General features: G+C 63.9%; 13 protein-coding genes. 3 read left to right on the top strand and 10 right to left on the bottom strand.

Annotation, left to right across the window (positions count from 1 at the left end):
• The first annotated feature begins 78 nt into the window (after positions 1-78).
• Together APH35_RS01640 and APH35_RS01635 are read left to right on the top strand one after the other, a co-directional pair.
• Positions 79-2,280 (top strand): LTA synthase family protein, encoded by a 2,202-nt coding sequence (locus APH35_RS01640; protein WP_060514102.1) that lies wholly within the window; start codon positions 79-81, stop codon positions 2,278-2,280.
• Between the two features lie 94 nt (positions 2,281-2,374).
• Entirely contained in the window at positions 2,375-3,103 is a 729-nt protein-coding gene (locus APH35_RS01635) for a DUF899 domain-containing protein (RefSeq protein WP_012272558.1), read from the top strand.
• An 18-nt stretch (positions 3,104-3,121) separates the two neighbouring features.
• On the opposite strand, the gene ureG is transcribed toward APH35_RS01635, so the two are convergent.
• The 9 genes from ureG to APH35_RS01590 form a co-directional block, all read right to left on the bottom strand.
• A complete protein-coding gene (gene ureG, locus APH35_RS01630; RefSeq protein ID WP_010953755.1) occupies positions 3,122-3,745 on the bottom strand; it encodes an urease accessory protein UreG in 624 nt (207 codons plus the stop codon).
• A gap of 11 nt (positions 3,746-3,756) precedes the next feature.
• Positions 3,757-4,431, bottom strand: a complete 675-nt coding sequence (locus tag APH35_RS01625; protein ID WP_012272559.1) for an urease accessory protein UreF — start codon at positions 4,429-4,431, stop codon at positions 3,757-3,759.
• Complete coding sequence (locus APH35_RS01620; protein WP_012272560.1) at positions 4,431-4,976, bottom strand: HupE/UreJ family protein; 546 nt, start codon at positions 4,974-4,976, stop codon at positions 4,431-4,433. The genes APH35_RS01625 and APH35_RS01620 overlap by 1 nt, the downstream gene beginning before the upstream one ends.
• Before the next feature lie 18 nt (positions 4,977-4,994).
• Positions 4,995-5,492 carry an urease accessory protein UreE gene (gene ureE / locus APH35_RS01615; protein ID WP_012272561.1) on the bottom strand — a complete coding sequence of 166 codons (498 nt, stop codon included), beginning with the start codon at positions 5,490-5,492 and terminating at the stop codon, positions 4,995-4,997.
• A gap of 10 nt (positions 5,493-5,502) precedes the next feature.
• On the bottom strand, positions 5,503-7,206 hold the full coding sequence (gene ureC, locus APH35_RS01610; protein ID WP_012272562.1) for an urease subunit alpha: 1,704 nt from the start codon (positions 7,204-7,206) through the stop codon (positions 5,503-5,505).
• A complete protein-coding gene (locus APH35_RS01605) occupies positions 7,203-7,520 on the bottom strand; it encodes an urease subunit beta (RefSeq protein ID WP_012272563.1) in 318 nt (105 codons plus the stop codon). Before APH35_RS01605 ends, ureC begins: the two co-directional genes overlap by 4 nt.
• Positions 7,521-7,539: 19 nt before the next feature.
• Positions 7,540-7,842, bottom strand: a complete 303-nt coding sequence (locus APH35_RS01600; RefSeq protein WP_003253929.1) for an urease subunit gamma — start codon at positions 7,840-7,842, stop codon at positions 7,540-7,542.
• Positions 7,843-7,851: 9 nt separating this feature from the next.
• Positions 7,852-8,685 (bottom strand): urease accessory protein UreD, encoded by an 834-nt coding sequence (locus APH35_RS01595; RefSeq protein WP_060493123.1) that lies wholly within the window; start codon positions 8,683-8,685, stop codon positions 7,852-7,854.
• Positions 8,686-8,958: 273 nt separating this feature from the next.
• Complete coding sequence (locus APH35_RS01590) at positions 8,959-9,873, bottom strand: site-specific integrase (protein WP_012272565.1); 915 nt, start codon at positions 9,871-9,873, stop codon at positions 8,959-8,961.
• A 214-nt stretch (positions 9,874-10,087) separates the two neighbouring features.
• Between APH35_RS01590 and APH35_RS01585 the strand changes: the two genes are divergently transcribed.
• Entirely contained in the window at positions 10,088-11,269 is a 1,182-nt protein-coding gene (locus APH35_RS01585; RefSeq protein ID WP_060514101.1) for an NnrS family protein, read from the top strand.
• A 31-nt stretch (positions 11,270-11,300) separates the two neighbouring features.
• Here APH35_RS01585 and APH35_RS01580 read toward each other — a convergent pair whose 3' ends face one another.
• Entirely contained in the window at positions 11,301-12,332 is a 1,032-nt protein-coding gene (locus tag APH35_RS01580; RefSeq protein ID WP_256213697.1) for a hypothetical protein, read from the bottom strand.
• Positions 12,333-12,449 lie beyond the last annotated feature (117 nt).

Below are 12,449 nucleotides of genomic sequence, written 5' to 3'. Positions count from 1 at the left end.
ACCGCCCGCCTTCTCTGCCCCGGCCTGTTATCATCAAGCACAGATGCATGACGATTTAATGGCAAAAGGGAAGTTTTTGTGAAGAACCTGTCAGACCACCCACGCACCCGGCTTGCCGCTTTGGCAGCCTTGGTGTTGGTGATCCCACTGGGTACGCGCGCCATGCTGGGTTGGTCCAACCCGCTCGGTTACCTGTCCGACCTCGCCCTCGGCAGCCTGCTGGTGCTGTTGCTGCACCGCCGGCCGTGGTGGCTGGCACTGCCCGTGCTGCTGGCCTGGGCGGCCCTGTGGGTAGCCTCGGCCGAACTCGTAAGCGCGGTGGGCCGGTTGCCCACCAGCGCCGACCTGACCTACCTGCTCGACCCGCAGTTCATGGAGAACTCCACCGGTGGCGGCCTGGCCCATGCCTGGCTGCCTTGGGTGCTGGGCAGTGCTCTGCTGGCCTGGCTGGCCTGTGCCTGGCGCAGCCGCGCACAGCGTAGCCAGCCACTGCCGCGCAAGGCCTGGGCCATCCCCGTACTGCTGTTTGGCGCCCACTGGGGCAGCCAGCAACTGGTGCCTTCCGATGCCGACCAGTGGCGGCAATACAACCTCACCCACCAGCTGATGTCTGCCGGGGCTGGCAACATGCAACGCCAGGTCGAAGGCTGGCTTGGCCGTACGCAACCCTTCACCCCGCTGGCCAGCAGCGGCTTGACCCAATCCGACCTGCATGGGCAAAGGCTGTTTACCGGCCCGGGAACTGCCCGCAACCTGCTGGTCATCACCATGGAAGGCATCCCCGGCGCTTACCTGCGGCCCAACCGCCAGGCGCTGAACAGTCGTTTCGACGAAGACCTGATGCCCAAGCTCAGCAAGTGGGCCGAGCGCGGCATGAACACCCCGGACTACGTGCTGCACACCCACCAGACCATCCGCGGCCTGTACGCGATGCTGTGCGGCGACTACGACAAGCTGGCCAATGGCACGCCCAAGGGCGTGGAGCTGCTGACCCAGAACGAGCGCAACCAGGCTTGCCTGCCAGCACAGTTGCGCCAGGCCGGTTTCACTACCCACTACCTGCAAGGCGCGGGCCTGCGCTTCATGGCCAAGGACCGCATCATGCCGCACATCGGTTTCGATTCGGTGCATGGCCTGGAGTGGTTCCGCAACAAGAACTACCTGGACTTCCCATGGGGCAAGGATGACCGCGCCTTCTTCGAGGGTGCCCTGGGCTACGTCGGCCAGTTGCAGAAGCAGGACAAGCCATGGATGCTGACCCTGCTCACCGTGGGCACCCACCAGCCCTACTCGGCGCCGGCCGAATACCTCGAGCGCTACGACACGCCGAAACAGGCAGCGGTCGCCTACCTGGACGACGCCGTCGGGGCATTTCTCGACAACCTCGAACGCCAGGGCGTACTCAAGGACACGCTGGTGGTGCTGACGTCCGACGAGTCCCATGGCATCGATGGCGTGCGCCTGGCTTCGTCCTGGGGCTTCAACCTTACCCTGGCGCCGGAGCAGGCCCAGCTACCGACCATCAAGCGCGGCACCTACGGCCACATCGACCTGGCCACCTCGTTGCTCGACTACTTCGCACTGCCCATTCCTGTCGCGCTTGGCGGTCGCTCGCTGTACCGTGACTACGACACCGGCCGCGAGATGATCTCCTACACCAATGGCATGCTGCGCTACCACAACGGCCAGGGCGTGTTCACCGAATGTGACTTCCAGCAGCGCTGCCGGCGTTATGCCAGCGAGGGCTTCATCGCCGACCAGGCCCGCTATCTTGGGCCAGGCGACAGCCTGCTGGGCCAGCAGATCGGCGCCCTGGCCGGGGTGCTCGACCAATCCCTGCTGCAAACCCCGCTCAACCTGCGCTACCAATTCGGCGGCCCTTCGCCGATCAAGTTGCGCAAGCGCATCCACGATGACTGGGCCGACAACCTGATTGGCGCACAGTACCTGGAAATGCCGGAAGGCTCGCACACCCGTGTGCGGGTCAAGGTACGCTCGCTGGACCCTAAACGTGCGGCCTATATCCAGCTCAAGGCCAAGCAGTTGGAGCAGGACGTACCCTTGGGCCTGCCACACGAGGTAAAGGTCACCGCCGACGAGCCGCTGGAGATGGAGTTCAGCTTCGACAACCCGACCGAGCGCAAGGCGTTTTCCTTCCATTTGCTGGGCTATGGCGGCGGCAAGGTGGAAGTCAGCGATTTCAGCGTGATCACCGCCCTGCCTGGCGAGGATGACGGCGCCGATGAGCTTGCCGAGGGGCATATCGCCCACTCGGGCTGAGCAAGGTACCGCTCATCGCCCGGCCACCGGTGCCTGTCGATTCGACCTGGGCGTGCTCGACTAAGGTGTGAATCCCCAGCGTGGAGACAGCACCATGAGCACTAGCGACAGCAGGCACCCGGTGGTTTCTCGCAGCCAGTGGCTGGCAGCTCGCCGGCAACTCTGGCTGCACGAAAAAGCCTTTACCCACCACCGCGACGCGCTGGCTGCAGCCCGTCGCGCCCTACCTTGGGTCAAAGTCGAACACGACTATCGTTTCAACGGGCCGGACGGCGAATTGAGCCTGGCCGACCTGTTCGCGGGTCGCAGCCAATTGCTGCTTTACCATTTCATGTTCGCCGAGGGCTGGAGCGAGGGCTGCCCCGGTTGCTCGTTCCTGGCTGACCATTTTGACGGTGCCAACTTGCACCTTGCACACCACGACGTGTCCCTGGTTGCGGTATCGCGGGCACCGTATGCCGAGTTCCAGGCGTTCCGTCGGCGCATGGGCTGGCAGTTCCCGTGGTACTCGTCACACGGCAGCGGTTTCAACGAAGACTTTGGCGTAAGTGTCGGCAACGAGGGTGAACGGCAGTACAACTATGAGCCGTATAACGGCAGTGAAAGCGAGCTGCCTGGCTTGAGTGCGTTCTACCGCGAAGCGGACGGCAGCGTGTACCACACCTACTCAACCTACGCCCGCGGGCTGGACATCCTGGTCAATACCTACAACTTCCTCGACATTGCGCCACTGGGACGCAATGAAGGCGGGACCATGGACTGGGTGCGGCACCATGACCGCTATGAAGGGCAGCCAGACAAGGCACACTGCTGTCACAACTGATACAGGGGCCGCACGATGTCAGCCACGCACACCCAGCATCCCGCGCTCGACGATGAAGTCGATCACCGCCTGCAGCCCTTCGCCCTTCTTCAGGTTGCTGAAGGTCCAGGGCCGCTGCGGCCGCATGCGCTGGGTGTCGCGCTCCATCACTTCCAATGAAGCCCCTACATAAGGCGCCAAGTCGGTCTTGTTGATCACCAGGAAGTCCGACTTGGTAATGCCCGGCCCGCCCTTGCGGGGGATCTTTTCGCCCTCGGCCACGTCGATCACGTAGATGGTCAAGTCAGCCAGCTCCGGGCTGAACGTAGCGCTGAGGTTGTCACCGCCGCTTTCCACGAAGATGACTTCGAGGTTACCGAACTTGCGTGCCAGCGCTTCGACCGCCGCCAGGTTCATCGAAGCGTCTTCCCGAATAGCCGTATGTGGGCAGCCGCCGGTTTCCACGCCAACGATGCGCTCAGGCTCCAGGGCGCCGGCCTCGGTGAGGATGCGCTGGTCTTCCTTGGTGTAGATATCGTTGGTCACCACGGCAATCTGGTAGTGATCACGCATGGCCTTGCACAGCGCTTCCAGCAGCGCGGTCTTGCCAGAGCCGACCGGGCCGCCGACACCGACGCGCAGGGGTTGTTGATAGCTTTGCATGCAGGCAGTCCTCAGGAACGGAACAAACGGGTGTATTGGGTTTCGTGACGCGATGAAGCAATGGCCAGCAGTGGCAGGCCACCGCCGAGCTGGTCGTCGCCCAGGCCCAGTGCCTGGTCGAGCGCAGCGGGCAATTCGTTGCCGAGGTCGCGCAGCAAGGTCTGGGCAGCCTGCTGGCCGAACGGTACCAGCTTGACCCCGGCCATGACCGCGCCCTCCAGCCAGGCAAAACCATGGCCCAATGCCAATTGGCGCAGCGGGATGGCCCAGTGCGCGGCCAGCCAGGCCATCCCGCCCAGCTGGCTTAACTCAAGGCTGGCGCGCCAGGCCGGTGCCTGGCCCAATTGCCAGCCGTCGAGCAACCGCGCCAATGCCGCACCGCGCTGCTGTTCTTCCAGCCGCAGCTCGGCCGTTTCACGGTTGGCCAGCAAGAACCGGCTCCAATGGCCGAACGCTGCGGCATCTTCGGCCTGGCATGCGTGGTACAAGCGCGCCAGAACCGGCCAGTCGAGGCAAGCCAGGGTGTCGTGAACCTGCTCGCGTTGCCAGGCAACGAAGCCGTCCACGCCACGCACCCAGCCGGCCTCGACCGCCCACTCCAGGCCTTGCGAGTAGGTGAAGCCGCCCACCGGCAAGCCGGGGCTGGCCAGCTGCAGCAGGCGCAGCAACGCCAGGTCGCTGTTCATCAACCGGCCAGTACCAACGCGGCGCCGGCCAGCAGGCCACCGCCAAAAGCCTTTTGCAGGCCGCTGTGGCGGCGCAGCAGGCAACCGACCGCGAAGCCGGCCGCCAGCAGCAGACCGCTGACGGTGACGAAGCCAGCACTGAACTGCCAGAACGCGCTTGGCGTGGCTTCTACACCGTGGGCCCAGCCATGGAACAAGGCAAACACCGGCATGGCCATTGCCAGCAGCAACTGGCGGCTCGGCAGCAGCACCGCCCCGGCAGCCACCAGCAGCGACGCGGCAATCAGGGCTTCCATGCCCAGCACATCGCCGAACAGGTGCCCGCACACAGCGCCTGCGAACATTGCAGCCAGCGTAGCCAGGGGCAACGTCAGGCTGCGCCGAGTCAACGCGGCAAGCACCCCAGTGCCCAGCAGCATCAGCAAGTGATCGAGCCCGGTAAGCGGGTGCAACAGGCCGTCCTGCAGCGGGTTGCTGTCATGACCAGGGTGGGCAAAGGCTGGCAGCGCCAGCATCAGCAGAAACAGGGCAAAAGTCTTTTTCATCGGTTGCTCCAGGGCAGTTCAGGAATGGGCAGGCAGGCGTACGAACGGGTGATCGTGGCCATGAGCATGGCTGTGGCCATGGGGTGCACTTTGGTAAGCGCCCGCTTCCGGCTCGAACGGGGCCTGTTCGGCCTCGACCGTCAGGCCCAGGCCACGCAGCATGTCGTCCAGCACATGGTCGTGCTGAAAGCGCAGCAGGCCGGGTTCGATCTGCAGCGGCACATGGCGGTTACCCAGGTGGTAGGCGGCGCGGGCCAGCAAGTGCGGGTCGGCGCAGCGCACCGTGGACACTGCCTCGGGCGCCGCCAACACGCGGATCAGGTGGGTGCCATCGGCATCGGCCAGCAGTTCACCGCCGCGCAACAGGTGGCCGCGTTCGAGCATCAAGCCGGCCTCGCGGCCATCGTCCAGGGTTAACCGCAAACGACTCTTGATGCGACTGTCCACATCGAGGGTGACGGTGCCACTCACAGCAAGCGTGCCGGGGTCGCTGATACGGCGGGTCAAGACAATCATCGGTGCTCCTTCAGAACAGAAAGTAACGCTGGGCCAGCGGCAGTTCGCTGGCCGGCTCGCACACCAGCAGCTCACCATCGGCACGCACCTGGTAGGTCTGCGCATCGACTTCTATCAGGGGCTGCAGGGTGTTGTGGACCATGTCGGGCTTGCGTACCCGACGGCAGCCGTTGACCACGCCAATCAGGCTGCGCAGGTTCAGTTCCTCGGCCAGGCCACGGTCCATGGCAGCCTGGGGCAGAAAGGTCATGCGCGTGGCATGGCGTGCCGCGCCCAACGCGCCGAACATCGGCCGGTAGTGCACCGGCTGTGGCGTTGGAATGGAGCCGTTGATGTCGCCCATCGGCGCCGTGACAATCATCCCGCCCTTGAGCACCAGGGCCGGTTTGACCGCGAAGAAAGCCGGCGACCACAGCACCAGGTCGGCCAGCTTGCCCACCTCCACCGAGCCCACTTCGTGGCCGATGCCATGGGTGAGTGCCGGGTTGATGGTGTACTTGGCGATGTAGCGTTTGACCCGGAAGTTGTCGCTGTAATAGGTGTCCGGTGCCAACGGCCCACGGCGTAGTTTCATCTGGTGCGCGACCTGCCAGGTGCGCAGCACCACTTCGCCAACCCGGCCCATGGCCTGGGAGTCGGACGAGGTCATGGCAAAGGCGCCCATGTCGTGGAGGATGTCCTCGGCGGCGATGGTCTCGCGGCGGATGCGCGATTCGGCAAAGGCCACGTCCTCGGCGATGCTCGGGTCCAGGTGATGGCACACCATGAGCATGTCCAGGTGCTCGTCCACGGTGTTGATCGTGTACGGCAGGGTCGGGTTGGTCGAGGACGGCAGCACGTTGGCCTGCCCCGCCGCGCGGATGATGTCCGGTGCATGGCCGCCACCGGCCCCCTCGGTGTGAAAGGTGTGGATGGTGCGGTCGCCAATGGCCGCCAAGGTGTCTTCGATGCAGCCCGACTCATTGAGGGTGTCGGTGTGAATCGCGACCTGGATGTCCATTTCCTCGGCCACACCCAGGCAGCAGTCGATGGCCGCTGGCGTCGAGCCCCAGTCCTCGTGCAGCTTGAGGCCAACTGCACCGGCCGCGATCTGTTCTCGCAGCGCTTCAGGCCGCGAGGCGTTGCCCTTGCCGAGCAAACCGATGTTGATCGGCAGGCTGTCGGCGGCCTGCAGCATGCGCGCCAGGTACCAGGGGCCCGGTGTGCAAGTGGTGGCATTGGTGCCGGTGGCAGGCCCGGTGCCGCCGCCGATGAACGTGGTGACACCGCTGTTCAGGGCCTCGTCCACCTGCTGCGGGCAAATGAAGTGGATATGCGAGTCCACCCCACCGGCGGTGACGATCTTGCCCTCGGCCGCGATTACTTCGGTCCCCGGCCCGACCGGCACGTTCACCCCTGGCTGCACATCGGGGTTGCCGGCCTTGCCGATCACCGCGATGCGCCCGTGCTTGATACCGATGTCGGCTTTGACGATGCCCCAGTGGTCGATGATCAGGGCATTGGTCAGCACCAGGTCCATGGCCTCGGCAGCCAGCATCTGGCCCTGCCCCATGCCATCGCGGATGACCTTGCCGCCGCCGAACTTCACCTCTTCGCCATAAACCGTGAAGTCCTTCTCTACCTCAACCCACAGTGCGGTATCGGCCAGACGCACGCGGTCGCCCACGGTAGGGCCGAACATGTCGGCATAGGCCTGGCGGGAAATACGGCTCATGCCCTGCCCTCCAGCGCGCCCATCACCTTGCCCTGAAAGCCGTACACCTCACGTTTTCCGGCATAGGCCACCAGTTGCACGGTGCGTGCCTGGCCCGGCTCGAAGCGCACGGCCGTGCCGGCCGGTATATCCAGGCGAAAGCCCAAGGTTGGCGCACGGTCGAACACCAGCGCCTCGTTGACTTCAAAGAAGTGGTAGTGCGAGCCGACCTGCACCGGTCGGTCACCATGGTTGGCCACCGTTGCACTGACCGTTTCACGGCCACTGTTCAACTCGATGTCGCCTGCGGCGACCTGGACTTCACCTGGGATCATGCTGCCCTCATTGGTAGTTTCAGACGATGGGGTCATGTACGGTCACCAGCTTGGTGCCATCCGGGAAGGTCGCTTCGACCTGCACGTCGTGGAGCATTTCGGCGATACCGGGCATCACCTGCTCACGGGTCAGCACCTCGCGCCCCAGGCTCATCAGCTCGGCGACCGTCCGGCCATCGCGGGCACCTTCGAGCACAGCGGCACTGATCAGCGCCACCGCTTCCGGGTAGTTGAGCTTCAGGCCACGGGCCAGGCGACGCTCGGCCAGCAGCGCGGCAGTGAACAGCAGCAGTTTGTCTTTCTCTCTCGGGGTAAGCTCCATGGGGCTCTCTCAGGTGGCCCAGATACGCGGTGGGCAGGCTGGCAGGCCGAGGATGGCCGGGCGCAGTACATGCCACAGGCGTTGCAGGGTGCGTTGCAGGTGTTGGTTGTCGTGGTCGAGCAGGCGGATCACCAGCAGCGACCCGAGCAGGGTCGCGCCAGCCGGGTTGCCCAGTTCGTCGAGCAATGAGCGGACCTGCTCCAGCACGGCCTGATCGGCCGGTGCGGCACAGAAGGTGGCAAGCAGCGGATGCCCGCCAAGCTTGTCCAGATGCCCGCCGGCGATACGCAGGCGCTCATGCAGGCCAACCTCGCCGGGCAGTTCGATGTGCAACAGGCTGTCCAGGGTGCCGTGGTCGAAACGCTCGTGCATGACCGGGCGGCCCAGGCACAGGGTTTCCCAGGCCAGCAGGCGGGCGCCCGGCTCAAGGCTGAAACGGCTGGCAAGGCTGGCGCGGGCGCCCGAGAAGAAGATGCTGTCCTGCGGCAACCACTCCAGGGTGCTGCCAGCGGCCAGGTGAAAGCGTTGGGTCAGCCGCGCGGTCGGGCCGATGCTGCGGTAGAACTTGCTGGCGCCGGGCATGGTCAGCAGCGCGTGGCTGCCCGGCTCCAGGTGAATGTTCAGCTCCAGGCGGTCGCCGGCGACGATGCCTCCCGGTGGGTGCAATACATAGACATGGCACGGCAAACCTTCGGGATAGAAAGGCCGCTGCACCAAAAGAGGTCCGAAATGTTTCCACGCACCAAGGCGGGTCACGTCGCCACGCTGGACAAAGCGCAGTTGCAAGTGAGCGCTCCAGCCCGCATCGCCTTGTTGTTGTTCGATCTGCTCCGCGAGCGACATCCTGCGGCCCCTGAAATACGTGGCCTGCTGGCCGTTTAGAGGGTACGGCGCGGGCGGCTGCTAGCGCGCACGGCCTGACCACTCGATCAAATTCGCAGGCTGGATATAGCAGGTTGCGGGCCAACTTCGCAGGTGAACGATGATGAAACTTTTGCCGCGACCGCTCTGGCATCGGGCATACAGGAGATGGCGCACAAAGCGGGGGCGCGCTTGGGCCCTGTTTCGGTGCTATACGTGCAGATGGGGCTGCTCTGCAGCCCAAACAATCAAAGCTCAGTAGTCGAAGCGGTCCACCGCACGCCGGCGCTCGTTGTCATCACGCCGGTCATAGATGGCCGTGGTCTGGATATTGGCATGGTGCGCCAGCTTCTGCGCGATCGACAGGTCGTGCTCTTCGATCACACGGGTAATGAACGCCCGGCGGAAGTCGTGCGGCATGATCTTCACCCCCACCTGCGCGCCGCGCTGGCGGGCGATGTAGTAGATCGCATGCTTGGTGATTCGCGCTCGGGTGATGTGGCTGCCACGACGGATGCGGTTGAACAGGAACGGGTCATCTTCCGCCCCGGCAGGCAGGTCCTGGCGGCGCAGGTCAAGCCAGGCTTGCAACTTCTCGAACGCCCACGGCGGTGCGTACTTGACCAACTGGTGGTTGCCCTTGCCCACCACCTGCAAGCTGCGCGCTTGGAAGTCGACCTGGTCGAGGTCGATGTCGACCGACTCCGACTTGCGCATGCCTGTGCCGTACAGCAAGGCAATGATCGCCGCGTCACGCACCCCCTGTGGCCTGGGGTCGGCCGCGCACACGTCCATCAACTCGCGAATCAGGCTGCGCCGCAGGTTGCGCCCTGGCGGCAGGCGGGTGCCCGTGGCCGGTTTGACCTCGCGAATGCGCAACAGCAGCTCATGGTCGATCAGGCCTTGGCGCCAGGCCTCGTTCATCACCCCGCGAATCGCGTTGACATACAGCGATGAGCTGTTGGGCGCGTAACCGTCGGCCCGCAGCGCCGCCACCAGCGCGATCACATGGCCGGGCTCGAGCCGATGCCAGGGCACATCGACGATGTTGCAGTCGACAAAGCCGAGCCGATCGGCGGCGTCCTGAAGGATGTAGCGCATGGTTTGCTGGCTGGATGGGGCCAGGCGGGCCATGTACTGCAGCAGCGGATTTTTCGAGAGGTCGGACAAAGCGTGAATCCTGTAGCGAAGCGTCAGCCGGGAGCAAACCGGCAAACCCTGAAGCAAGTCAAAACGACATACATGCAAGTCCCAATGACCGCGAAACGCGCATGTCATTCGGACCCTGAGCAGTGCCATCACCTTGATATTCAAGGGCTTTGCAATTGGCACGGATCGTGATCTTACCCCAATTGAAGCCTACTGAACGAACCAAGGACCGCCCATGCTCGTGCAACCGATCGCTTCACGCCCACGCCAGGCCGTCTGGGGCCTGGGTTTTCGCCCGTTCTTCCTGGGGGGCAGTTTATTTGCGCTGGTCGCCTTGTTGTTGTGGGTCGGTGTACTGACCGGGGCGCTGGCCCCTGCCCCGCCGGGCGGCATGCTCGCCTGGCACCGCCACGAAATGCTTTACGGCTTCGCCGCTGCCGTTATCGCGGGTTTCCTGCTGACCGCCGTGCAGAACTGGAGTGGCATCCCTGGCTTGAGCGGGCGGGCGCTGCAGGGTGTGTTCCTGCTTTGGCTGCTGGGCCGGGCAAGTTGGTTCCTGCCGTTACCGGGTGGCTTGCTTGTGCTGATCGAAGGCAGCTTCCTTCCGCTGGTGGCGCTTAGCCTGGCGCGACCGATCGTGCAACGGCGCCTGCGCAACAATTACCCGATCGTCGGCCTCGTAATGTTGATCGCCGCCTGCCAGTGGCTAACCTTGGCCGGCTGGCTGCGCCAGGACGAACTGTGGCAACGCCGGGGCGTGTTTGCCGGGTTGTGGCTGGTGGCGGCGATGATGACCGTGCTCGGCGGCCGGGTCATTCCGTTCTTTACCCGCCGAGGCCTGGGCAACATGAGCGCGGCCCCTGCCCGCCCATGGCTGGACCGGGCCTGCTTGTTGTTCAGCGTGGCCGTACCTTTGGCGTTTACCAGTGGCCTTGCCGATACACCGCGTGCCAGCCTGGCGGTGCTGTTCTTTGCACTGTTCACGCTGCACTCGGCCCGCCTGGTGCTGTGGCACGACCGTGGCCTGTGGCACGTACCGCTGCTGTGGTCGCTGCACCTGGCCTACGCCTGGATCGCCCTCGCCTGCCTGGGCATGGCACTGTGGCACGCCGGGGTGGCACTGAACCCTAGCCTGGTGACCCATGCCCTGACGGTCGGGGCCATGACCGGGCTGATCCTGGCCATGATGGCGCGGGTCAGCCTGGGCCACACCGGCAGGCCATTGCAGGTGCCAACCAGCATGGCGTGGGCTTTTGCCCTGATGCAACTGGCGACCTTGGCGCGGGTGGTTCTGCCGCTGTTCTCATCGCTGGGGGTTAGCCTTTCGGCACTGTGCTGGTGCCTGGCACTGCTGCTATTCCTGCGCCATTATCTCCCCATCCTGTTGCAGCCGAGGACAGACGGCATGCCGGGCTAACGGGCTCGCCGAGATGGGCCAGTCGTTAACGTCAATCGCTTGTAGCCGCGTAGATGAATTCACCTACCTTCTCACCAAGCACTTCCCTCTCGAGGCCGCCAACAGCCCCTTCAGCTCCGACCCGTAGAATCCCACACACTGGAACGCTGATGCCGCCAGCCCCAACCGCAAAAGCCGCGCATAACGTACCGGCGGCCAATCCAGCGCCAGTGGAAACGAGCGCACTTAACCCAAGGCTTCCGGCAAAACTAACTGCCTCTGTCATTCGGGTCTTTTTGCACACCTGCGTCTCACCGGCCCGGCAAACCTTCTGAATGTTCATGCAAGACGAAGTACCTCCGAGCCCAATTGCAGCATGCCCACCCTCTTTAAGGTACTTACCGAGCCGCGCCACCTTATCCAAATGCGTCGCATACCCCGCAATCTGCCCCGGGCCTCCCGCTTTCGACCAATGGTGCACCAGGCACTTGGTCGAAATATTCAAACGATTCTTCAGCCGTTCATAGCGCCCCAGATTCAACTGCTTGTTAAGGAATGCCGCCTTCAGCTGACCATCCAACTGCTGTAGTAACTGCCGGCGTTCGGCAAAGAAAGCCGGGCTGTAGTTGATGTGCAATTGCTCGATACCCATCAATGTATGACTGACCCGCTCCAAGCCTTGATCCAGCTTGTCCCTCCCCACGCCCATGGACAGGCTGGCGTTGCCGAGCAAACCGGCGATATCGGCCTGGTGCTGCATCATGAAGTCCGCTTCAGCGAAATCGAGCACCTTCAGCGCGCACCGCGCGTGCTGTGCAGCTGCCATCAGTTCTCGCTCCTCGCGCGCGCAGGCATGTTCGTTGTCAGGGTCACCCATGACGAAGATTTCACCTGCCTTGAACCCTTGTTCGAACGTCGGGTTGAGCCGCTGTAACAGGGAAATCGGCAACGTGGCAGCGTGCTCGGCCAGTTGCAGCAGCACCTGGGGGAACGACATGCGTCGAGGAACCACGTAAAAGCCAGGCTCCAGCGTACCAGGCAATGCGTCGACTGCCTGACCTTGTCCTTCCAGATTGGCTCGCATAAACAAACTCCCTGTGCATGGTCCAGGTTGGAAAACCTAACATCAGCAAGGGAGTTGTAATCGTCACCCGTTGAAATTCAGATACGTCCTACAAGTCAGTCGAATTGCGAGTGATCG

The organism is Pseudomonas sp. NBRC 111132, from assembly GCF_001320565.1.
GTDB lineage: Bacteria > Pseudomonadota > Gammaproteobacteria > Pseudomonadales > Pseudomonadaceae > Aquipseudomonas > Aquipseudomonas putida_P.
This window is presented reverse-complemented; position numbering and strand designations above follow the sequence as displayed.

Bases quoted from the DNA above. Each gene is read 5' to 3' on its own strand.
- APH35_RS01635 (WP_012272558.1), top strand. From the start codon at position 2,375: ATGAGCACTAGCGACAGCAGGCACCCGGTGGTTTCTCGCAGCCAGTGG.
- ureG (WP_010953755.1), bottom strand. From the start codon at position 3,745: ATGCAAAGCTATCAACAACCCCTGCGCGTCGGTGTCGGCGGCCCGGTC.
- APH35_RS01625 (WP_012272559.1), bottom strand. From the start codon at position 4,431: ATGAACAGCGACCTGGCGTTGCTGCGCCTGCTGCAGCTGGCCAGCCCC.
- APH35_RS01620 (WP_012272560.1), bottom strand. From the start codon at position 4,976: ATGAAAAAGACTTTTGCCCTGTTTCTGCTGATGCTGGCGCTGCCAGCC.
- ureE (WP_012272561.1), bottom strand. From the start codon at position 5,492: ATGATTGTCTTGACCCGCCGTATCAGCGACCCCGGCACGCTTGCTGTG.
- ureC (WP_012272562.1), bottom strand. From the start codon at position 7,206: ATGAGCCGTATTTCCCGCCAGGCCTATGCCGACATGTTCGGCCCTACC.
- APH35_RS01605 (WP_012272563.1), bottom strand. From the start codon at position 7,520: ATGATCCCAGGTGAAGTCCAGGTCGCCGCAGGCGACATCGAGTTGAAC.
- APH35_RS01600 (WP_003253929.1), bottom strand. From the start codon at position 7,842: ATGGAGCTTACCCCGAGAGAGAAAGACAAACTGCTGCTGTTCACTGCC.
- APH35_RS01595 (WP_060493123.1), bottom strand. From the start codon at position 8,685: ATGTCGCTCGCGGAGCAGATCGAACAACAACAAGGCGATGCGGGCTGG.
- APH35_RS01585 (WP_060514101.1), top strand. From the start codon at position 10,088: ATGCTCGTGCAACCGATCGCTTCACGCCCACGCCAGGCCGTCTGGGGC.
- APH35_RS01580 (WP_256213697.1), bottom strand. From the start codon at position 12,332: ATGCGAGCCAATCTGGAAGGACAAGGTCAGGCAGTCGACGCATTGCCT.